This window comes from Pseudoduganella rivuli (assembly GCF_009674485.1).
Classification (GTDB): Bacteria; Pseudomonadota; Gammaproteobacteria; order Burkholderiales; family Burkholderiaceae_D; genus Rugamonas; species Rugamonas rivuli_B.
In genome coordinates this window covers 79017-100020 of sequence record NZ_WKJJ01000021.1, presented here as the reverse complement: position 1 = coordinate 100020, position 21004 = coordinate 79017, and the positions used below count along the sequence as shown (strand labels likewise).

At 60.2% G+C, this 21004-nt stretch carries 18 protein-coding genes; 15 read left to right on the top strand and 3 right to left on the bottom strand.

The genetic code is table 11. The features are described 5' to 3' along the window. From infB to GJ700_RS27940, 10 genes are all read left to right on the top strand, one after another. On the top strand, nucleotides 1–2922 hold the full coding sequence (gene infB / locus GJ700_RS27985; RefSeq protein ID WP_154380222.1) for a translation initiation factor IF-2: 2922 nt from the start codon (nucleotides 1–3) through the stop codon (nucleotides 2920–2922). Between the two features lie 88 nt (nucleotides 2923–3010). Further along, nucleotides 3011–3418 (top strand): 30S ribosome-binding factor RbfA, encoded by a 408-nt coding sequence (gene rbfA / locus GJ700_RS27980; RefSeq protein WP_154380220.1) that lies wholly within the window; start codon nucleotides 3011–3013, stop codon nucleotides 3416–3418. Then, on the top strand, nucleotides 3415–4344 hold the full coding sequence (gene truB, locus GJ700_RS27975) for a tRNA pseudouridine(55) synthase TruB (RefSeq protein WP_154380218.1): 930 nt from the start codon (nucleotides 3415–3417) through the stop codon (nucleotides 4342–4344). Before rbfA ends, truB begins: the two co-directional genes overlap by 4 nt. Nucleotides 4345–4500: 156 nt before the next feature. Continuing rightward, the gene (gene typA, locus GJ700_RS27970; RefSeq protein WP_154380216.1) at nucleotides 4501–6339 is read left to right on the top strand and encodes a translational GTPase TypA; all 1839 of its coding nucleotides are present in this window, start codon (nucleotides 4501–4503) and stop codon (nucleotides 6337–6339) included. Nucleotides 6340–6581: 242 nt separating this feature from the next. Further along, the gene (locus tag GJ700_RS27965) at nucleotides 6582–8939 is read left to right on the top strand and encodes a DUF3141 domain-containing protein (protein WP_154380214.1); all 2358 of its coding nucleotides are present in this window, start codon (nucleotides 6582–6584) and stop codon (nucleotides 8937–8939) included. A gap of 173 nt (nucleotides 8940–9112) precedes the next feature. Then, on the top strand, nucleotides 9113–10144 hold the full coding sequence (gene dusA / locus GJ700_RS27960) for a tRNA dihydrouridine(20/20a) synthase DusA (protein ID WP_154380212.1): 1032 nt from the start codon (nucleotides 9113–9115) through the stop codon (nucleotides 10142–10144). Between the two features lie 426 nt (nucleotides 10145–10570). Beyond that, nucleotides 10571–12301 (top strand): methyl-accepting chemotaxis protein, encoded by a 1731-nt coding sequence (locus GJ700_RS27955; protein WP_229507293.1) that lies wholly within the window; start codon nucleotides 10571–10573, stop codon nucleotides 12299–12301. A 64-nt stretch (nucleotides 12302–12365) separates the two neighbouring features. Next, nucleotides 12366–12698 (top strand): energy transducer TonB, encoded by a 333-nt coding sequence (locus GJ700_RS27950; RefSeq protein WP_154380273.1) that lies wholly within the window; start codon nucleotides 12366–12368, stop codon nucleotides 12696–12698. A 50-nt stretch (nucleotides 12699–12748) separates the two neighbouring features. Continuing rightward, complete coding sequence (locus tag GJ700_RS27945; RefSeq protein WP_154380210.1) at nucleotides 12749–13084, top strand: energy transducer TonB; 336 nt, start codon at nucleotides 12749–12751, stop codon at nucleotides 13082–13084. Between the two features lie 154 nt (nucleotides 13085–13238). Further along, nucleotides 13239–13622, top strand: coding sequence for a hypothetical protein (locus GJ700_RS27940; protein ID WP_154380208.1), 384 nt, complete (start codon nucleotides 13239–13241; stop codon nucleotides 13620–13622). Between the two features lie 244 nt (nucleotides 13623–13866). Here GJ700_RS27940 and GJ700_RS27935 read toward each other — a convergent pair whose 3' ends face one another. Further along, a complete protein-coding gene (locus GJ700_RS27935) occupies nucleotides 13867–14343 on the bottom strand; it encodes a hypothetical protein (RefSeq protein ID WP_154380206.1) in 477 nt (158 codons plus the stop codon). A gap of 463 nt (nucleotides 14344–14806) precedes the next feature. Between GJ700_RS27935 and GJ700_RS27930 the strand changes: the two genes are divergently transcribed. Together GJ700_RS27930 and GJ700_RS27925 are read left to right on the top strand one after the other, a co-directional pair. Further along, complete coding sequence (locus tag GJ700_RS27930; protein ID WP_154380204.1) at nucleotides 14807–17008, top strand: hybrid sensor histidine kinase/response regulator; 2202 nt, start codon at nucleotides 14807–14809, stop codon at nucleotides 17006–17008. A gap of 168 nt (nucleotides 17009–17176) precedes the next feature. Beyond that, nucleotides 17177–17980 carry a substrate-binding periplasmic protein gene (locus GJ700_RS27925; RefSeq protein ID WP_154380202.1) on the top strand — a complete coding sequence of 268 codons (804 nt, stop codon included), beginning with the start codon at nucleotides 17177–17179 and terminating at the stop codon, nucleotides 17978–17980. An 8-nt stretch (nucleotides 17981–17988) separates the two neighbouring features. Here GJ700_RS27925 and GJ700_RS27920 read toward each other — a convergent pair whose 3' ends face one another. Next, nucleotides 17989–18516, bottom strand: coding sequence for a GNAT family N-acetyltransferase (locus GJ700_RS27920; RefSeq protein WP_195764033.1), 528 nt, complete (start codon nucleotides 18514–18516; stop codon nucleotides 17989–17991). A gap of 113 nt (nucleotides 18517–18629) precedes the next feature. Between GJ700_RS27920 and GJ700_RS27915 the strand changes: the two genes are divergently transcribed. After that, entirely contained in the window at nucleotides 18630–18941 is a 312-nt protein-coding gene (locus tag GJ700_RS27915; protein ID WP_154380198.1) for a type II toxin-antitoxin system RelE/ParE family toxin, read from the top strand. Next, entirely contained in the window at nucleotides 18942–19235 is a 294-nt protein-coding gene (gene nadS, locus GJ700_RS27910) for a NadS family protein (protein WP_154380197.1), read from the top strand. Between the two features lie 9 nt (nucleotides 19236–19244). Here nadS and udk read toward each other — a convergent pair whose 3' ends face one another. Beyond that, nucleotides 19245–19886, bottom strand: a complete 642-nt coding sequence (udk, locus tag GJ700_RS27905) for a uridine kinase (RefSeq protein ID WP_154380195.1) — start codon at nucleotides 19884–19886, stop codon at nucleotides 19245–19247. A 271-nt stretch (nucleotides 19887–20157) separates the two neighbouring features. Here udk and GJ700_RS27900 point away from each other — a divergent pair, with 271 nt between their 5' ends. Beyond that, nucleotides 20158–21000, top strand: a complete 843-nt coding sequence (locus tag GJ700_RS27900; protein ID WP_195764032.1) for an abortive infection family protein — start codon at nucleotides 20158–20160, stop codon at nucleotides 20998–21000. The last annotated feature ends 4 nt before the right edge of the window (nucleotides 21001–21004 follow it).

The following is a 21004-nucleotide window of genomic DNA, read 5'->3' as shown; positions in this document are numbered from 1 at the left end:
ATGGCGAGTAACAACGTAGCCCAATTTGCCACCGAACTGAAGATGCCTGCAGATTTGCTGCTGACGCAGCTGCGTTCTGCTGGCGTCGAAAAGAGTTCGACGTCAGATCCATTGTCGAAAGATGATAAGGACAAGTTGCTGGAACACCTGCGCCGTACCCACGGCGCAGCGGCTGAAACTGAAAAGAAAAAGATCACGCTGACCCGCAAGGAAACCACCGAGATCAAGCAAGCCGACTCTTCCGGCAAATCCCGCACCATCCAGGTTGCGGTGAAAAAAGTGCGCACCTTCGTGCAGCGCGACGACCCGGCGCCAACGCCGGCGCCCGCCGCCGCACCGACGATCGACGCCGCCGAACAGGCGCGCCGCGAAGAAGACGCGCGCCGTCAGCAAGAGCTGATCGCACGCCAGGAAGCGGAACTGAAAGAAAAGCAGGAACGCCTGGCCAAACTGGAATCGGAAAAAGCTGCGCAAGCGCAAGCCGCCGCCGAAGCCGAAGCCAAGCGCGTTGCCGACGAGCAGGCGCGCAAGGCTGCGGAAGCCAAAGCCGTTGCGGACAAGCAGGCTGCCGCCGCTGCCGCGAAGCCAGCTGAAAAGCAGGCTGACGCCGCTGCCGACGCGAAGAAAGCCGCTGCCGACGCTGCTGCCGAAGCCAAGAAAGCCGCTGCCGAAGCGGAAGCCAAGAAAGCCAATGAGCAGGCCGTCAAGGAAGCCGCCGAACGTGCTGCCGCCACCGAGCGCGCACGCCAGGCCGTGGCCGACGAAGTGGCCCAGATCAAGGCCATGATGAGCCAGCCGCGCCGTGTCATCAAAGCGCCGGAGCCGACCGCCGCACCAGTGGCGGCCAAGCCGAAGCTGGCCGAAGGCACGCTGCACAAGCCGGCCGACAAGAAACCGGCAGCCGGCGGCACCGCTGCCGCGCCTGCCGCTGCGGGCGACAAGGACAAGAAGGGCGACAAGAAATCCATCAAGTCGGCCAATGTGTCGTCGACCTGGCAGGATGACGCCAAGAAGCGCGGTGCACCGAGCGGCCAGAAAGGCCGTGGCGGCGCGAACGCCAATGCGGGTGGCCGTGACGGCTGGCGCAGTGGTGGCCGTGGCGGCCGCCGTGGCAATTCGCACGCGGATGACCGCGAATCGAACTTCCAGGCGCCGACCGAAGCCATCGTCAAGGACGTGCACGTGCCGGAAACGGTCACCGTGGCCGAACTGGCGCACAAGATGTCCGTGAAAGCGTCGGAAGTCATCAAACAGCTGATGAAGCTGGGCCAGATGTGCACCATCAACCAGGTGCTGGACCAGGAAACCGCGATGATCGTGGTGGAAGAGATGGGCCACAAAGCCTTCGCTGCCGCCGTCGACGATCCGGAAGCGATCCTGGCCGACCAGGGCGAGCACGCCCACTTCGACGCCACCCCGCGCGCACCGGTGGTGACCGTGATGGGTCACGTCGACCACGGTAAAACGTCGCTGCTGGACTACATCCGCCGCGCCAAAGTGGCATCGGGCGAAGCGGGCGGCATTACGCAGCACATCGGCGCATACCACGTCGAAACGCCGCGCGGCATCATTACCTTCTTGGATACCCCGGGCCACGAAGCGTTCACGGCAATGCGTGCACGCGGTGCGAAAGCCACCGACATCGTGATTCTGGTGGTGGCCGCCGACGACGGCGTGATGCCGCAGACGAAGGAAGCGATTTCGCACGCCAAGGCTGCAGGCGTACCGCTGGTGGTGGCGATCAACAAGATCGACAAACCGGGCGGCAACCTGGAGCGCGTGACGCAGGAACTGATCGCCGAAGGCGTGGTGCCTGAAGAATACGGTGGCGATTCGCCATTCGTCCCGGTGTCGGCGAAAACCGGCCAGGGTATCGATTCGCTGCTGGAAAACGTGCTGCTGCAAGCCGAGGTTCTGGAACTGAAAGCACCGGTCGAAGCGCCTGCGCGCGGCCTGGTGGTGGAAGCCCGCCTGGACAAAGGCCGTGGTCCTGTGGCCACCATCCTGGTGCAGTCCGGTACCCTGAAGCGCGGCGACGTCGTGCTGGCTGGTTCGTCGTATGGCCGTGTTCGCGCCATGCTGGACGAAAACGGCAAGTCGATCTCCGAAGCAGGTCCTTCGATCCCGGTGGAAATCCAGGGTCTGACGGAAGTGCCGGCCGCCGGTGAAGAAGCCATGGTGATGGCGGACGAGCGCAAAGCACGCGAAATCGGCCTGTTCCGCCAGGGTAAATTCCGCGACGTGAAGCTGGCAAAACAGCAAGCGGCGAAACTGGAAAACATGTTCGACCAGATGGCCGAAGGCGAAGTGAAGAACCTGCCGCTGATCGTCAAGACCGACGTGCAGGGTTCGCAGGAAGCGCTGGTCAGCTCGTTGCAGAAACTGTCGACTTCCGAAGTGCGCGTCCAGATCGTTCACGCAGCGGTCGGCGGCATCACGGAATCGGACGTCAACCTGGCGACCGCGTCGAAAGCGGTCATCATCGGCTTCAACGCCCGTGCCGATGCACAGGCGCGCAAGGTTGCCGAGACCAACGGCGTGGACATCCGCTACTACAACATCATCTACGACGCGATCGAAGAGGTGAAGGCAGCACTGTCCGGCATGCTGGCGCCAGAGAAACGCGAAACCGTCACCGGCCAGGTCGAAGTGCGCCAGGTTATCCTGGTGTCGAAAGTCGGCGCGATTGCCGGCTGCCTGGTCACCGATGGTGTGGTCAAGCGTACCTCGTCGGTCCGCCTGCTGCGCAACAACATCGTGGTGTGGACTGGCGAAATCGACTCGCTCAAGCGCTTCAAGGACGACGCGAAAGAAGTCCGCGCCGGTCTGGAATGCGGTCTGTCGCTGAAGAACTACAACGACATCCAGGTTGGCGACACCTTGGAAGTGTTCGAAGTGCAGGAAATCGCCCGTACGCTGTAATAGCGGAAGGCAGCAATACTGGCGGGTGCTTCCCCCCCTGCGCGCGGCGCGGGGAAGGAAGCACCCGTTTTTTCATATTGGTTTAATCATGGCAAAACATAGCAAAAACATCCCACAGCGTGGCGTGCGCGTGGCGGACCAGATCCAGAAGGATTTGTCCGAACTGATCGCCTTCGAACTGAAAGACCCGCGCGTGGGCATGATCACGTTGTCGGAAGTCCAGCTGACGCCCGATTATGCGCATGCGAAGATTTTCTTCACGACCTTGAAGGACGATAAAGAGTCCATCAAGAATACGCTGGCCGGCCTGACCGCCGCCGCCGGCTACCTGCGCAACCAGCTGGGCAAGCGCCTGCACATCCACACGCTGCCGCAACTGCACTTCGTGCACGACACGTCGACCATGCGCGGCATGGAAATGTCGGCGCTGATCGACAAGGCCAACGCCACCCGCGCCGCCGATTACGAAGAAGATGGCGGCGAAGGCAAAGAATGAATCAAGCGAAGGTAAAGCGCGTCCGCGACATCGTCGACGGCGTGCTGCTGCTGGACAAGCCGGTCGGCCTGTCCAGCAATGATGCGCTGATCAAAGCCAAGCGCGTACTCAATGCAAAGAAGGCGGGCCACACCGGCACGCTGGACCCGTTCGCGACGGGGCTGCTGCCGCTGTGCTTTGGCGAAGCCACCAAGTTTTCGCAGGATTTGCTGGAAGCGGACAAGACGTACCTGACCACCGTGCACCTGGGCCAGCGCACCGACACCGGCGACACGGAAGGGCAGGTCATCGAGACGCGCGACGTCGACGTGACGCCCGAACAGATCGAAGCCGTGCTGGCGCGATTCCGCGGCCCGATCAAGCAGGTGCCGCCGATGTATTCGGCATTGAAACGCGACGGCAAGCCGCTGTACGAATATGCGCGCGAAGGCATCACGCTGGAACGCGAAGCGCGCGACGTGACGATTCATCAACTGGAATTCGTGTCGTATGAAGCGCCGTTCCTGAAGCTGTCCGTCACGTGCAGCAAAGGCACGTATATCCGTGTGCTGGGCGAAGACATTGGCGCCGCGCTGGGATGCGGTGCGCATTTGAATGCGCTGCGCCGGATCCAGGTCGGCGACCTGGTGATGCAGGACGTGGTGACGCTGGAGCAGCTGGCCGCGCATGCCGAACCGCTGTCGCTGTTGTCGCCGGTCGATGCATTGCTGTCGTCGTTCCCGCCCGTGCAATTGACGGCGGAGCTGGCCAAGCGCTTCCTACAAGGGCAGCGGCTGCCGCTGGGCAAAGAGCCGGAAGCCGTGGTGCCGGCCGACCATATCGGCCGCGTGCGCGTGTATCACGCTGACAAGCTGCTGGGTACGGCCCAGTTGCAAAAGTTCGCGATCCTGGCGCCGGAACGCCTGATTGCCACCGCCACGAATTAAAAAGCCGGCAACTGCGGGGTAAAACCCCGCATTCAGACGGTTTTGCCGTCAATCTGCCCCTATCCGTTCAGAATGTCGCCCACTGTGTGCTATACTAGTGGGTTCCAGTCTCGCACATCCTGTGCGCACCGCAGTTTCTCTGTACTTACAACGACTATGTCTAATACTAAACGCGCTATCCGCAATATCGCCATCATCGCCCACGTTGACCACGGCAAGACCACCCTGGTCGACCAGCTGCTGCGTCAGTCCGGCACCTTCCGTGAAAACCAGCAAGTCGACACCCGCGTGATGGACTCGAACGACCTCGAGAAAGAGCGCGGTATTACGATTCTGTCGAAGAACTGCGCAGTGGAATACGAAGGCACCCACATCAACATCGTCGACACCCCGGGCCACGCCGACTTCGGCGGCGAAGTGGAGCGCGTGCTGTCGATGGTTGACTCGGTGCTGCTGCTGATCGATGCGCAGGAAGGCCCGATGCCACAGACCCGTTTCGTTACCCGTAAAGCGCTGGCCCTGGGCCTGAAGCCGATCGTGGTGGTGAACAAGATCGACCGTCCGGGCGCGCGCGCCGACTGGGCGATCAACCAGACCTTCGAACTGTTCGACAAGCTGGGCGCCAATGATGAACAGCTGGACTTCCCGATCGTGTACGCATCGGGCCTGAACGGCTACGCCGGCCTGGACGAATCCGTGCGCGGCGGCGACATGAAGCCACTGTTCGACGCCATCCTGCAACACGTTCCAGTCCGTGACGACAATCCGGATGGTCCGCTGCAGATGCAAATCACGTCGCTGGACTACTCGTCGTACGTCGGCAAGATCGGTATCGGCCGCGTGTCGCGTGGCCGCGTGAAGGCAGGCCAGGACGTGGTGTTCATGAACGGTCCTGATTCGACCCCGCAAAAAGGCCGCATCAACCAGGTGCTGAACTTCAAGGGCCTGGAGCGCGTGCTGGTGGACGAAGCCGTTGCCGGCGACATTATCCTGATCAACGGTATCGAAGATATCGGCATCGGTTCGACCGTGTGCGCACCGGAAGCCCCGGAAGCGCTGCCGATGCTGACCGTCGACGAGCCGACCCTGACCATGAACTTCATGGTCAACAACTCGCCACTGGCCGGCCGCGAAGGCAAGTTCGTGACCTCGCGCCAGCTGCGTGACCGCCTGGACAAGGAACTGAAAGCCAACGTGGCGCTGCGCGTTGCACCGACCGACGACGACACCGTGTTCGAAGTGTCGGGCCGCGGCGAACTGCACCTGACCATCCTGATTGAAAACATGCGCCGCGAAGGCTTCGAGCTGGCCGTATCGCGTCCGCGCGTGGTGTTCAAGATGGTCGACGGCGTGCGCCACGAGCCGTACGAGCAACTGAGCGTTGACGTGGAAGAAGTCAACCAGGGCGGCGTCATGGAAGAACTGGGCCGCCGCCGTGGCGACCTGCAAAACATGGAATCGGACGGCAAAGGCCGTGTGCGTCTGGAATACCGTATTCCTGCGCGTGGCCTGATCGGCTTCCAGGGTGAATTCATGACCCTGACCCGCGGCACCGGCCTGATGAGCCACGTGTTCGATGCCTACGCACCAGTCGACAACAGCAAGGGCGGCGAACTGGGCGGCCGTCGCAACGGCGTGCTGATTTCGCAGGACGACGGCGCCGCCGTTGCCTACGCGATCTGGAAACTGCAGGATCGCGGCCGTATGTTCGTGGTCCACAACGACCCGGTCTACGAAGGCATGATCATCGGTATCCACTCGCGCGACAACGACCTGGTGGTCAACCCGATCAAGGGCAAACAGCTGACCAACGTGCGTTCGTCGGGTACCGACGAAGCGGTGCGCCTGGTGCCGCCAATCCAGATGTCGCTGGAATACGCCGTGGAATTCATCGACGACGACGAACTGGTGGAAATCACCCCGAAATCGATCCGTCTGCGCAAGCGTTTCCTGAAAGAGCACGAGCGTAAGAAGGCCCAGCGCGAAGGCGCATAATCGCCCGGATCGTATCTCCGTAGGGCGGTTTCCGCCCAGGCGGAAGCCGCCATGCGTGCGTCGCCGCTGGCGCATACCGTACCGGCAAGCATGCAATGGCGGCTTTCGCTGCGCGAAAACCGCCCTACGCATTCCAAGCCCGTTGCCTCGAAAGAGACAACGGGCTTTTTTCCATTCCGGAGTCCCATCGCCGGGCGAATTGTGGTCTACTTAACGGGCACCCCCACTACCGGAGATTCGCAATGAGCAACCCGGCGTTTGGCCTGTTCGGACAGGCCGTGGAATACTGGACCGATGCCTGGCAGCGGTCCATTTTGATGATGGATGTGCTGTACCAGCGCGGCAATGAGCGCAACGCGCGTGAACACGAAACCGCGCCGCATGTCCTCACATTTGAATTCGATACCCTGATCGACGGCCGCACCCTGGAGCGGCCCTGCAATTACAGCCTGATGCGCATCGTGCCGCCGCCCGGCGTGGTCATCGATGAAACCAAGCGCCCGTTCATCGTGTTCGACCCCCGCGCCGGCCACGGCCCCGGCATTGCCGGCATGAAGCAGGACAGTGAAATCGGCGTGGTGCTGAAGGCCGGCAATCCCTGTTATTTCGTCGGCTTCCTGCCAGACCCGGAACCGGGCCAGACCATCGAAGACGTGTGTCGCGCCGAAGCGCGCTTTATCGAACACGTGGCGACCCTGCATCCGCAGGCGGAAGGCAAGCCGGCGCTGATCGCCAATTGCCAGGCCGGCTGGCAAATCATGATGACGGCGGCACTGCGCCCCGGCATCACGGGGCCGCTGTTGCTGGCCGGCGCGCCGCTGTCGTACTGGGCCGGTGTGCGCGGCAAGAATCCGCTGCGCTACCTCGGTGGCCTGTACGGCGGCACCTGGCTGACGTCGCTGGCGGGCGACCTGGGTAATGGCCACTTCGACGGCGCCCACCTGGTGTCCAATTTCGAGAGCATGAACCCGGCCAACACGTACTGGAAAAAAGCCTACAACGTGTACGCCAACGTCGACACGGAAGCGGAACGGTTCCTGGAGTTCGAGCGCTGGTGGGGCAACCCGGTGCTGCTCAACGCCCACGAAATGCAATTCATTGCCGACAACCTGTTCGTCGGCAACCGGCTGTCGAATGGCACCATCCACGACAGCGAAGGCCGCCGCATCGACTTGCGCAACATCAGCGCGCCCATCATCGTGTTTTGCTCGTGGGGTGACGACATCACGCCGCCGCAACAGGCGCTGGGCTGGCTGCTGGACTTGTACGAAGACGACGCCGCGCTGGTGGCGGCGGGACAAACCGTGATTTATTCGACGCACCAGTCGATCGGCCACCTGGGCATCTTCGTGTCGGCTTCCGTGGCCAACAAGGAACACGAGGAATTCACCCGTTCGATGGATTTGATCGACGTGCTGCCGCCCGGCCTGTATGAAGCCGTGTTCGTGGAAAAGAGCGACGACATGGCCAACCCGGACCTGGCCGATGGCCGCTACGTCATGCGCTTCGAACGGCGTGACGTGCGTTCGCTGGCGGCAATGGGCGGCAATGACGATGAAGACGAACGCCGTTTCGCCACCGTGGCGCGGCTGTCGGAAGTCACGCAGGGCCTGTACCGCACCTATGCCAGCCCGTACGTGAAAGCCATGGCCAGCGAACCGGTGGCCGAATGGCTGCGTTTCATGCATCCGTACCGGCTGCGCTATGAAACCTTCTCCGATAAAAATCCGCTGATGAACGGCATTCCCGCGCTGGCGGAAAAAGTGCGCGCCGAACGCCAGCCAGTGTCCGACGACAATCCTTTCGTGAAAATGCAGGAGCAGGTCTCGAACGGCATCGTCGCGATGCTGGACCAGTACCAGCACGTGCGCGACCAGTGGGTGGAAAACTTCTTCATGAACGTGTACGGCCAGCCGCTGCTGCAAACGCTGGTGGGTTTGCGCGCGGACTCGGGGAGTGTGCGGCGCCGCATCGGCCGCGATATCGCGCGTGAATCCGTGCTGGCCGCGCGCCGCACGGAACTGGCAGGGCAGATGTCGGCCGGCGGCGAGCCGCACGGCGTGATCCGCTCGCTGCTGTACGTGGCGCGCAGTCCGGAAATGCGCGCCGCCGACGAGCGCGCGTTTGCAGCGCTGCGCGAGGTGCGCCAGCGCATCCCCGCCAGCCGCCGCGTGTCGCTGGCCCGCTTCAAGGAAATCGTCCACGAGCAGAACATGATTTTGCAGCTGGATGAAGTCCGCGCCATGGTGGAAATGCCGAAGCTGATGCCGGCGGAGGCGGAAGAGCGCCAGCGCGTCTGGAACAGCATCCGCTCCATCATGACGGCCGCCGGCGAACTCAAAGGCGAAGCGGCGCGCCGCCTGGCCTACGTGGGCGAACTGCTGAACAGCCCGGCCACGGCGATCGCCATCGCGCCGCCCACGGCGCCCGACGCGGCGTTGCCGCACGTGACGCTGGAACTGAAAGCCGACCCGCTGGGCCCGATTCCCACGTCGGCTGCCGGTCTCGATCCGGACCCGGCGCCGTTCGTGCCGCCACAAGCGGCATCGCGGGCATCGGGCAAGCCGGGAGGCAAAGGCCGTGGCAAATCACCGAAGTAAAACCGGTAGGGCGGGTTTTACAAACCCGCCATTGCATGCGGACCGGCGCCGCATGCATGGCGGCTTCCGCTAACGCGGAAACCGCCCTACGGGGTTGCCGCCCACGGCATATCCGATCGAACATCTGCCTGTATAATACGCAGCCCGATTTTCGCCCCTCAACGCTTGCCAACATGACCATCCTGTCCGACCTCGCCGCCGCCGTTCCCGCCGCCAAACAAGTGAACGGCCGCCGCCTGTCCGTGGCGCCCATGATGGACTGGACTGACAGGCACTGCCGCGTGTTCCACCGCGAAATCACCAAGCACACGTGGCTGTACACGGAAATGGTCACCACCGGTGCGCTGGTCTATGGCGACGTCGAGCGCCACCTGCGCTTCAATGAGGAAGAACATCCCGTCGCCCTGCAACTGGGCGGCAGCGACCCGGCCGATCTCGCCACCAGCGCCAAGTTGGGCCAGCAGTGGGGCTACGATGAAATCAACCTCAATTGCGGCTGCCCGTCCGAGCGGGTGCAGAAAGGCGCGTTTGGCGCCTGCCTGATGGCGGAACCGCAACTGGTGGCCGATTGCGTGAAAGCCATGCGCGACGCGGTCACCATCGACGTGACCGTCAAGCACCGCATCGGCATCGACAAGACGGAAAGTTATGATTTCGTGCGTGACTTCGTCGGCACGGTGGCGGAAGCCGGCTGCCGCACGTTTATCGTGCATGCCAGGAATGCGATCTTGAAAGGCTTGTCGCCGAAGGAAAACCGGGAGATTCCGCCCCTGAAATATGACTTCGCATACAAACTGAAACAGGACTTTCCCGACTTCGAAATCCTGATTAACGGCGGAATTAAAACCGAAGCGGAAATCGACGAGCATTTGCAATATGTCGATGGCGTGATGCTGGGCCGCGAGGCATATCACAATCCATATATGATGGCCCGCTTCGACCAGCGTTATTACGGTTCCGATGCGCCCGTGAAGACCCGCGCCGACGTGCTGGCCGCCATGGTGCCGTATATTCAGGCGCAACTGGCGAAAGAAGGGGAGCGCGGTCTCAAGATGAACACCATCACGCGCCACATGCTGGGCCTGATGCAAGGCTTGCCGGGTGCAAAGCAGTTCCGCCAGACGCTGTCGGACTCGAAAAAGCTCGCCACCGGCGACGCCAATTTGTTACTGGAAGCCGCCGCGCGGTTGCCGGGATTCGCGTGAGATTGTCACAAGGACTGAATTAAATATCGGCGCAACAGGCGCCGATATTTCTTCTGTAACTTACCGCATTTTTTGCCGGTAAATCGCTAAATTCCCATGCAATGTTTGCGTTATCTTGCTTTCTCCGCAGAAAGTTGGGTTGCATATTTTTGAGGCAGTTTTTGCTTGCCCCAAGGAAAATTTTGCCACTATAATTTCAAATATACACACATAGTCACACTCTCCGCTGTGTATCCGCTGTGTATCTAGTGCGCTGAAAAACCACACATTGTCACAACCAAGAAGCGCAAGTTTTGCATTCGCAGTCATTGTTTGTTACTGTCGTATCTTGCGCGACAGCAACGGGACTTGGTGGATGACAATCATGCAAGATAGCTGCATTCCTGGGTATTTCTAATCAATCGTGTCACTTACAAAGAAGCCGAAATGAATTTTGCAAAAATGAAAGTGGGAACGCGCCTGGGCCTCGGGTTCGCGTTGGTGCTGGTATTCCTGATCGCGGTGACGCTGGTCGGGATTATTCGCATGGCACAGATTCAGGACCGTCTGGACCACGTCGTCAGCTTTAACAATGTAGTGACACGCCAGGTGATCGACATGCGCAACAATGTCGTCAGCCGCGGCGACCGCCTGCGCGTATTGACCCTGATGAGCGACTCCGGTGACATGGAACCGGAAATGAAGAAAATTAAGGAAGAAGCGGAAAAGTACGCTGCTTCCCAGAAGAAGCTGCAAGAACTGTTTGGCAAGGAAGGCACCAAGGAAGAGAAGGCCCTGCTGGCGCAAATCGTCGAACTGGAAGGCACCGCGATGCCGGCCATCGCCAAGGCTTCCGACCTGTGGATGAGCGACAAGGCTGAAGCCGCCACCAAGGTCATGATCAAGGAAATCCGTCCAGTCCAGAAAAAATGGATCGAGGCGCTGGACCAGCTGGCTGCGCTCGAAGACAAGCTCAACGAACAAGTGAAGAAGGATGCGGCTGAAGGCTTCGCCGGCGCGCGCACCTTCATGATCATCCTGGGCGGCCTGGCCACCCTGCTGGGCGTGGCCGCGGCACTGATCATCACCCGCGGCCTGCTGAAACAGCTGGGCGGCGAACCGGATTACACGGCCGCCATCGCCGGCCGCATCGCCGACGGCGACCTGTCGGTATCGATCGAAACCAACAGCACCGACAAGGACAGCCTGCTGGTGGAAATGAAAGACATGCGTAACAGCCTGGTGGGCATCGTCGGCCAGGTGCGCACCGGCACGGAAACCATCGGCACCGCGTCGCGTGAAATCGCCGCCGGCAATATCGACCTGTCGTCCCGTACTGAAATGCAGGCATCGGCGCTGGAGAAGACCGCGTCGGCCATGGAAGAACTGACGTCGACCGTGAAACAGAATGCCGACAACGCCCGCCAGGCCAACCAGCTGGCAGCCAATGCATCGGATGTGGCGCGCAAGGGCGGCGACGTAGTGTCGCAAGTTGTAGACACCATGAGCTCGATTAACGAGTCGGCCAACAAGATTGTGGATATCATCGGCGTTATCGACGGTATCGCATTCCAGACCAATATCCTGGCGCTGAATGCCGCGGTGGAAGCAGCCCGTGCAGGCGAACAGGGCCGTGGCTTCGCGGTGGTGGCATCGGAAGTGCGTTCGCTGGCACAGCGTTCCGCCGCCGCAGCCAAGGAAATCAAGACGCTGATCGGCGACTCGGTTGAGAAGGTGGAGCGCGGTTCGAAACTGGTGGGCCAGGCCGGCGTGACGATGGATGAAGTGGTTGATTCCGTGCGCCGCGTGACCGACATCATGGGCGAGATCGCCAGCGCAAGCCAGGAGCAGAGCGCCGGTATCGAGCAGGTGAACCAGTCGATCATCGAGATGGACAGCATGACCCAGCAAAATGCCGCGCTGGTGGAAGAAGCGGCAGCCGCTGCGCAAAGCTTGCAAGACCAGGCGTCGGAACTGGCGCGCGTGGTCAGCATCTTCAAGCTGGCGGAAGGCGAAGAGCGCAAGCTGGCATTGCCGGCCTCGACCGCAGTAGTGGCCAAGGCCAAACCACCGGTGGCGCGTCCGCCGGTGAAGAAAGTTGCCGCACCAGCCGCCAAGCCGGCTGCAAAAAAAGTCGCAGCAGCCACGACGGCTGCCGATGAATGGGAAGAGTTTTAAATAGCAGCACGGATGGCTGCTAGAGGCGCGGCCATCCATTCAAACCAAGAGAGAATTGTTGAACATGACCAAGTATTCGATCAGTTTCATCGCAGCAGCCGTTTTGAGCACGTCCGTTTTTGCAGCAGAAGTACCCGCCGTTTTCGATGCAAAGAACTGCAAGGCTGACTACCCCAAAGCCTCGCTGTTGAATGAAGAGCAGGGCGCAGTATCGATGTCGTTCCTGGTGTCTCCATCCGGCGAAGTGCTGGATTCGAAAGTCGACAAATCGAGTGGCTTCAAGAACCTGGACAAGGCAGCAGTAAAAGCGATCAGTGCTTGCAAATTCAAGCCGGGCACCAAGGATGGTGCAGTGGCGCAAACCTGGACCAAGGTCGACTACGTCTGGAAACTGTAATCCAGCGTACTCATCATCCAGCAGATCACACACGGGGAAATCAGATGTTCATGAATAAGCGTTGGTTAAGTGTTATCGCTACAATGCTCGCGACGAGCGCGGCGTTTGCTGCAGAAGTTCCTGCGAGCTTTGATGCCAAGAATTGCAAGGCCGAATATCCGAAAGCCTCGCTGATGAACGAAGAGCAGGGCACCGTCACCATGTCGTTCCAGGTGTCCGCCACGGGCGATGTGCTGGAGTCCAAAGTCGACAAGTCCAGTGGTTTCAAGAACCTGGACAAGGCCGCCATCAAGGCCATCAGCGCGTGCAAGTTCAAGCCGGGCACCAAGGACGGCAAGCCGGACACGACCTGGACCAAGGTCGACTACGCGTGGAAACTGGATTGATTTATTGCGACCGGCGTGCCTGCGCCGCTGCAACCGAACCGGCCCTCGTGGCCGGTTTTTTTTCGCCTGATTTACCGGGTGTAACAGCCCGTAAGAAATGCAGCAATCCGCCCTGGAATTTTCTATAGTGATAGATCCAAACCGGAGTCCTGACATGAAAACCCCGATCCAATCCCTCAGCGTCCTGGCTGCCGTTGCCGCAGCCGTTACCTTGTCCGGTTGCGCCGTTCCCGCCCGCCAGGGCTATGCGCGTGCCCAGCCAGTCAATCCCTATGAATGGCATACGGTGTCGGTGACGCCGGTTGCGCCGGGCAGCCGCACGATGCAAGGCGACAGCCGGCCGGTGGAATATACGACGGAAGAGTTCAGGCCGGCGCCAGCGCCGGCGCGCGTGGAATATACGACGGAAGCCTATCCCGTGTATGCGCCAGCGCCTGTCTATGCACCGGCGCCCGCGTATTACTATCCGCCGGTGACGATCGGGCTGGACTTCGTGTTCGGTAACTGGGGCCACCGCTATCGCGGCCGCCGTCATTGAAGGCAGGCGGGCTGAAGCGGAATTAATGCACGAAGAAGAACGATGCGTTGTGCAGCACTTCGGCTGAGCACAGCAGCCAGGTGGAAACGCCGGCCAACCCGACCAGCAGCGATCCGACAGTGATGGGGTTTATGCGAGTCATGGTGCGCTCCTGCAATTTGACGATGGTATGACATCATCTTAGGTGCGCACCCCGCTGACCGGGATCAGCGAAAAGTCATGGCGGTTGTAGGACTTTGCCTCGTTAAAACTTATCTTTCTTCCACGTGATGTGATCCGATGCCGGCGCGGTATCCAGCGCATTGGACACGGTCAGCCAGTGCACCAGCTTTTCCGGGTGCTTGATGGTGATGCCATTGCCTTCGATCAAGCCCACCAGTTCCAGTTGCTTGGCGTCGAGCTTGCCCTTCGAGACGGTCGGCGCACGCATCACCATGCGGTCATACGACTTGCGTACCTTGTTTTCCCATTTGTGCAGGCTGGAATCATCGAAGCGGTTGCCTTCGAAATAAATCGTCAGCGTGCCATCGGGATTGCCAAAGCCGACAATGCCGGACCCCATGCGGATCGTGGCGTTGGCCGCGAAATTGAACTCGGGGGAAGGGACGAAAATGCCGGCGCGGCCATCGATATCGGGGTGGCCGATGGGCGTTTCTTTGCTGTAGGTGGACAGCTGGGCCAGGATCTTCTCTTCGGCCGTCAGGGGTTTGTCATCGGACATGGTCAGCTCGAAAAATGATTACGCGATTGGGCATTGTATCGTCTATTCAATGCCTTAGGGCAATGCAAGACTGCGCAGTCACCATAATGTACAAAAAAAATGCCGTCCAGTGGACGGCATTCCGTGCGTTGCTTGTTGGGATGCATCTTTTGTTGGTTGCATCGCCCGGCAAAGCCATCGTAGTCCCTGCAGGCCACGTGGCGGGGCTCCCTGCCAGGAGCGTTATTCGGTACTTGGTATTAAAAAATTGCAACTAAAATTTCTTCTTGGTATGTAAAAAATCATACCACCAGCGCGCATGAAAGACAGCAAAAAACCGCGCAAACCACGTATTCATGCGCTTTGCGTTGTATTTCCGCACGCAGCGTCAGCCAGCCTTCGCCGGCGAAAAAGGTAATCTTTTCTATATTTAAATTGGCAAGTACGTGTATGATTCGGGGAATGTATTTATGGCAACACCCCGATGAGCAACGATTTAATCCCACCTCAGGCTGTGCGCCGGCTGGCCTTCCTGGACGGTGGCGGCGAGTGCGGCGAACGGCTGCGCGCATGCGACTGGCGCGCTTCCCGCATGGGGCCGCCAGAGCAATGGCCGCTAAGCCTGCAAATGGTGTTACGCACCATCCTCGCATCCAAATTCCCCATGGCGATCCATTGGGGCAGGGATTTGCTCACCTTTTATAACGACGCATTCGCCCATGTGTTGGGCAGCAAGCACCCGGGCCACCTGGGGCGCCCCGTGTTCGAGCTGTGGCGGGAAATGTGGGACCAGCTGGGGCCGATTTTCGAGCACGTCTTCACGGGTGAAACCTATTACGTGGAAAACGCCAGCTATGCGCCGGAGCGGGGCCATACGCAACGCGAAACGTACTTCACCCATTGCCACAGCCCGATCTGGGGCGACAGCGGCCAGGTCGAAGGCGTATTGCTGGTACTGACGGAATCCACGCGGGAGGTGCTGGCGGAGCGGGCTTTCGTTGCGCTGAACCGGCGCCAGGCTTTCCAGCTGGACATGGCGGACCGCTTGCGCGCGCAGGGCTCCGCGGAGGAAATCACCGCCGTGTCGACCGAATTGCTGGGCAAGTACCTGCGCGTGTCACGCGTGTATTACACGGAAATCCACCCGGCCAGCCACATGGCGTTCCTGCAGGGGATGTGGACCTCGCCCGAATACGGCGCACTGCCGCCGTTGCCGGCCAGCGTGCGGCTGGACGACCTGAGCCCGGAAATCATGGCGATCCTGGAAGCGGGCAAGCCCTTTGTGGTCGATGACATCAATACGGACCGCCGCACGGCGGCCAATGCCGCCGCTTACCAGGCGCTGGGGATTGCCGCCATTGTCGTGGTGCCGCTGATGCAGCAGGGCAGGGTGACGTGCGCGCTGCACCTGACCATGGCGTCGCCGCGCCTGTGGACGCGCGACGATATTTCGATGACGCAGGACGTGGTGCAGCGCACGTGGGAAGCGGCCGAGCGGGTGCGCGCCGTGGCGGCGCTGCACGCCGAGCATGACGCCAGCAAGCGCGCCCAGGCCGCGCTGCGCGACGCGGACAGCCGCAAGGATGAATTCCTCGCCATGCTGGCGCACGAACTGCGCAATCCGCTGGCGCCGATCGGCACGGCGGCGGAACTGCTGCGCCGCTTCCAGTTCGACGAAGCGACGGTCAAGCGCACCAGTGAAGTGATCTCCCGCCAGGTGCGCCACATGACGGGGCTGATCGACGACTTGCTGGACGTGTCGCGCGTGACGCGCGGCATGGTGGCTCTGAAAAAGGAAACGCTGGACTTCCGCCACGTGGTGTCGCACGCGGTGGAGCAGGTGCGGCCGCTGATGGAGGCGCGCCATCACCGTTTCAATGTGCATTTGCCGCCGGAGCCGGTCTACGTCTATGGCGACAACAAGCGGCTGGTGCAGGTGCTGGCCAACCTGCTCAACAATGCGGCCAAGTACACACCGGAAGACGGCTTTGTCGAATTGCGCGTCGGCGTGCGCGGCGAAAACCTGACGGTGACGGTGCGCGACAACGGTGTCGGCATGCGGCCGGAATTGCTGGCGCGCGCCTTTGAATTGTTTGCGCAGGACGAGCGCACGCTGGACCGGTCGCAGGGCGGCATGGGTCTCGGCCTGGCGCTGGTGCAGCGGCTGGCGGAAGCGCACCAGGGCAGCGTGGCGGCGCACAGCGACGGCATCGGCAAGGGCAGCACGTTCATCCTGCGCCTGCCGATGGCGCAGCCGGACCCCGGTAGCGATGTGCGCCCGAAACATGCCGGCGCCGAGCCGCCGGCCCGCAGCCTGAACCTGCTGGTAGTGGATGACAATGTCGATGCCGCCAGCACGCTGGGCATGGTGCTGGCCGACGCCGGCCACACGGTGCGGGTGGAAAACCATCCCTATGCCGGCATGGATGCGGCGCGCGCCATGCATCCGGACGTGTGCCTGCTCGACATCGGCTTGCCGGACATCGATGGCAACGAGCTGGCGCGCCGCCTGCGCGCGCGGCCGGAAACCGTCAACGCGGTGCTGGTGGCCATCACGGGCTATGGCCAGGAACGGGATCGCCAGGAAGCGTATTCGGCGGGTTTCGATTATCACTTCGTCAAGCCGGTCGACATGGAGCGGCTGTTTGCCGTGCTGGCGCGGGTGACGCCTCAGCCGCGTCCTTGATAAAAAAATCGCTGCAGCGGTTTGCACCGGTGCAGCGAGCAGCCCCATCAACTTGGCTTAAATCAATGGGTTCATTGTAGGCAATTCCTGTGGCCGCGCCGTCGATTCCATCAATCTTTTTCATTCACCGTGTTACGCTAGACACAAATTGCATAACAGGAGTCATGAATGTGGTGTCGGATTGGCATTGCATCAGCGGTATTTGCAGCATTGTGGTCGGTTTTACCCGCATGGGCAGGCAACGAGCCGCCCGCCACCGCGGTCGCGTCGGCGCCTGCGCGTTTCCGGCTGTGTTCGATGGATGTCGATTACCCGCCGTATGCGCGGGTCGATGGCACCGGTCACTTGCAATACCTGATGCAGCAAGCGGCGCGGGGGATGGGCCTGGAACTGGAGCGCCGTGTGGCCCCCAGGCGCCGCTGCGTGGAAGAGTTGAAGAACGGGCTGGTCGATGGCATGGTGGGCGCCTATTCCGCCGAGCGTGCCGAGTATGCCGTGTTCCCCATGGCGGGCGCCGGCCCGGATGAAAGGAAGGCGCTGGCCACGCCGCGCTATTTCCTGTACCGCCGCAAGGGGACGCAGGTCGACTGGGATGGGCAGCGTTTTTCAGGCATCGGCGATGGCCGCATCGGCGTCGAATCGGGCTTCGTGTTTATCACCGAGCGCTTGCAGCAGCTGGGTATTTCCTATGATGACGGCAGCAAGGCGCTGGAATCGAATGTCGCCAAACTGATGGCGGGCCGGCTCGATGGCGTGATCGCCATGGAAATCGAGGCGGACCAGCTGATCGCGTCGCGCTACGAGGGCAAGATCGAACGGGCGGGCAAGGCGTTTGAGCAGACGCCTCTGTACCTGATGCTGTCGCGCCAGTTTCACTCGCAATATGGCCGGTTCTCGGACCGCTACTGGCAGGCGCTGTACGAATACCGCAGCACGGCGGACTACCGCCAGTATCAGCAGGCGCGGCCTTAGCCAGTTTGTCAGGTCCAGTCCCAGACGATCACCTGCCACGGTGACCCTTCGTTGATTTCCCGGAATCCGACGCCCGCGTGCGCATTCATCGACCGTACGTTCTTGCGCGATACGTCGGTGGCGACGAAGTCGAAGTGCTCCCGCATTTCATCGCGCAGCTTGTGGTACAGCCCGCGGAATACACCCTGTCCCCGGTAACCGTCCGCCACGCACACCTGGCCCATGACGAAATATGTCGTTCCCGGCGCGCGCCACGCGTCGACCGCGCCGAACATGTCGCCGATCTCGGGGAAGTGTTCCTTCGCCTCCGGCAGCAGCACCAGCGTATAGCCGACCACCTTGTCGCCATCCCTGGCGATCACGTGCCGGTGCGGACCGCACACGGATTCCAGCAACGGCACCGTATAGACCAGCGACACAAAACCCTGCTCGTCCTGCCCCGGCGCCGCGCCGGGCAGGTTGCTGCGCTGGAGGGCGAGGATTTGTTCGAGGTCGGAGCGGGATTGGGCGGTGGTGTATATGAGTTGAGTTTCCATGATTTTCATCATATCGCATTGCTATCTGTCGCAATGCGCTGCGTGATGTGTTCATCGAGGATGAATTCCCCTAACTCATTTGAGGTGTACGCCAATGGCGTATATACTAGATCATGGAATTCATCGAAACTCCAACATTTACGCGGCTGGTCAATGAGTTGCTGACGGACGATGAATATGCCGGGCTTCAAAGCATCTTGATTGAAAATCCGGACCGGGGTGACATCATCCGCGGTGGTGGCGGTATCCGGAAACTGCGGTATGCATTGGCTGGGCGTGGCAAGAGTGGTGGTGTGCGCGCCATCTATTATTGGATCAGGGAAGATCACCAGATTTTTATGTTGCTGATCTATTCAAAATCGAAGAAGGATGACCTTACCGACAGGGAGCTTGCCATCCTGCGTGAGCTTGTGAAGGAGTTGTGAATGGACCAAACATTGTTTGAAGATCTGGTGCAGAGCCTGAAAGAGGCCAAGGCGATTGCGCGTGGTGAAGCGCCGGCGTCGCGCCGTTTTAATGCTGCGGCGCCGGACGTGAAGGCAGTAAGAGAGCAGATCGGTTTGTCTCAGATCGAGTTTGCCGGTTTGATGCAAGTGAGTGTGAAAACGCTGCAAAACTGGGAGCAGCATCGTCGGAATCCCACGGGGCCGGCAGCTGCATTGCTAAAGATCGTGTCCGCAGCACCGGACGTTGCGCTTAAAGCGCTACATGCGCGCTAATCTGTAAGCTCACCCCTGCTTCAGGGCATCAATCACGCTGGCGACTTTGGTGGTAATGACATCCACCGCCGGCCCGTTGGCGCCGTGCGGCAGGATGACGTCGGCGTGGCGTTTGGTCGGCTCGATGAATTGCTTGTACATCGGGCGCACGGTTTCCATGTATTGCCCGATCACGCTGTCCATGCTGCGGCCCCGTTCGGAAATATCGCGTTGCAGGCGGCGGATGAAGCGCACGTCCGATGCCGTGTCGACGAAGATCTTCAGCGACATCATGTCGCGCAGGGCGGGATCGAACAGGGCAAACAAGCCTTCGATGACAATCACCGGCGCGGGTTTGACGTGAATCGTGTCGGTCGAGCGGTTGTCGATGGTGAAGTCGTACACCGGCATCTCGATGGCCTGGCCGCTGCGCAGCGTGTGGACCTGTTCGATCAGCAGTGGCCAGTCAAAGGCGTCCGGGTGATCGTAATTGGCCTTGCGGCGCACGTCGGGCGCGAGGTGGGTCTGGTCCGCGTAATAGTCGTCCTGCATGACGACGGATACCACGTCGGCGCCAAAGGCGGCCAGCACTTGCTGCGTCACCGTGGATTTGCCACTGCCGCTGCCACCGGCGACACCGATCACGAAGGGGAATGAGGAAGTATTAGTCATAGTGGCATGAACCCGACAGTTCCGCTAAGCATGAAGTGTACGGGAAAATGAAAAGCCCAGCGCGAGGCTGGGCTTTAAAATTTTGGGGTGACTGATGGGGCTCGAACCCACGACAACAGGAATCGCAAGCCAAGCCTCAATCCTCAAAAAAAGCCTATTAATCAGTATCTTAACATAAAAACTTTCCAACGGGATAGGGGGATTTGCCATGCTAAAATGCGGTCTGTAGCGGGGCCGTTGGAAAATTTTCTCTTTATGCAAGGGAGGTGTTGTGGGCGTTTTTGATCTGTACTCGAAGAGGCAGCGGCGATTGAAAGGGGGTATTCCGGAGATCTATGCTTATGACGAAATTCCGCAACCATTACGCGTCCAGATTATCCATGTAATGCAGGATGCGCTAGGAACCCCCATTGACTATATTAAATTCCGCCGGGTCAGGGATGCCATCGATTTTATTGTTTCTACTTTACGTCGTGAATATGGCCTCTTCGAACTACTGCCGAAGAAAGGGCATCGGTCGCGTGATATTCCCACTGAGTTGTATGATTTTATATTAGACGAGACAAATCACGAGCGGGTGTTAGATGCAATTGAGATCTCCTTCCGGATAATCGATAAATTCACCCGGGAGGTTTATTATAAAAATGATAATTCGGCGAGTGAGAAAGCGGATGAAGCTTTAAACGAATTAAACGTCCGGTTCCGTGAGCATGCGATAGGATATCAATTTGAAGCTGGGTTAATAGTTCGGGTAGATTCGCAGTTGTTGCATTCTGAAGTCGTTCGTCCTGCTTTAGCCATCTTGCATGATGAGGCTTATGCCGGTGCCGAAGAGGAGTATCACGCTGCCTATGAGCACTATCGGCACGGGCATATGAAGGATGCCCTCATTTCCGCATTAAAAGCTTTGGAAAGCACCATAAAGGTTATTGCTAAAAAGCGGAATTGGGCTCTTCCGGAAAACGCTACAGCAACACCATTGGTAGGTCTTATGTTTGAGAAAAAATTGATCCCGGAATTTTGGGCGAAGCACTTCTCCGGCCTTCGCTCAATGCTTGAAAGTGGAGTTCCAACGGTAAGAAATAAGATGGGGGGGGCACGGTCAGGGTGCTGAAGTC

Excerpts from the sequence above, each read along its gene's own strand:
- infB (WP_154380222.1), top strand. The coding sequence starts at position 1 with ATGGCGAGTAACAACGTAGCCCAATTTGCCACCGAACTGAAGATGCCT.
- rbfA (WP_154380220.1), top strand. The coding sequence starts at position 3,011 with ATGGCAAAACATAGCAAAAACATCCCACAGCGTGGCGTGCGCGTGGCG.
- truB (WP_154380218.1), top strand. The coding sequence starts at position 3,415 with ATGAATCAAGCGAAGGTAAAGCGCGTCCGCGACATCGTCGACGGCGTG.
- typA (WP_154380216.1), top strand. The coding sequence starts at position 4,501 with ATGTCTAATACTAAACGCGCTATCCGCAATATCGCCATCATCGCCCAC.
- GJ700_RS27965 (WP_154380214.1), top strand. The coding sequence starts at position 6,582 with ATGAGCAACCCGGCGTTTGGCCTGTTCGGACAGGCCGTGGAATACTGG.
- dusA (WP_154380212.1), top strand. The coding sequence starts at position 9,113 with ATGACCATCCTGTCCGACCTCGCCGCCGCCGTTCCCGCCGCCAAACAA.
- GJ700_RS27955 (WP_229507293.1), top strand. The coding sequence starts at position 10,571 with ATGAATTTTGCAAAAATGAAAGTGGGAACGCGCCTGGGCCTCGGGTTC.
- GJ700_RS27950 (WP_154380273.1), top strand. The coding sequence starts at position 12,366 with ATGACCAAGTATTCGATCAGTTTCATCGCAGCAGCCGTTTTGAGCACG.
- GJ700_RS27945 (WP_154380210.1), top strand. The coding sequence starts at position 12,749 with ATGAATAAGCGTTGGTTAAGTGTTATCGCTACAATGCTCGCGACGAGC.
- GJ700_RS27940 (WP_154380208.1), top strand. The coding sequence starts at position 13,239 with ATGAAAACCCCGATCCAATCCCTCAGCGTCCTGGCTGCCGTTGCCGCA.
- GJ700_RS27935 (WP_154380206.1), bottom strand. The coding sequence starts at position 14,343 with ATGTCCGATGACAAACCCCTGACGGCCGAAGAGAAGATCCTGGCCCAG.
- GJ700_RS27930 (WP_154380204.1), top strand. The coding sequence starts at position 14,807 with ATGAGCAACGATTTAATCCCACCTCAGGCTGTGCGCCGGCTGGCCTTC.
- GJ700_RS27925 (WP_154380202.1), top strand. The coding sequence starts at position 17,177 with ATGTGGTGTCGGATTGGCATTGCATCAGCGGTATTTGCAGCATTGTGG.
- GJ700_RS27920 (WP_195764033.1), bottom strand. The coding sequence starts at position 18,516 with ATGGAAACTCAACTCATATACACCACCGCCCAATCCCGCTCCGACCTC.
- GJ700_RS27915 (WP_154380198.1), top strand. The coding sequence starts at position 18,630 with ATGGAATTCATCGAAACTCCAACATTTACGCGGCTGGTCAATGAGTTG.
- nadS (WP_154380197.1), top strand. The coding sequence starts at position 18,942 with ATGGACCAAACATTGTTTGAAGATCTGGTGCAGAGCCTGAAAGAGGCC.
- udk (WP_154380195.1), bottom strand. The coding sequence starts at position 19,886 with ATGACTAATACTTCCTCATTCCCCTTCGTGATCGGTGTCGCCGGTGGC.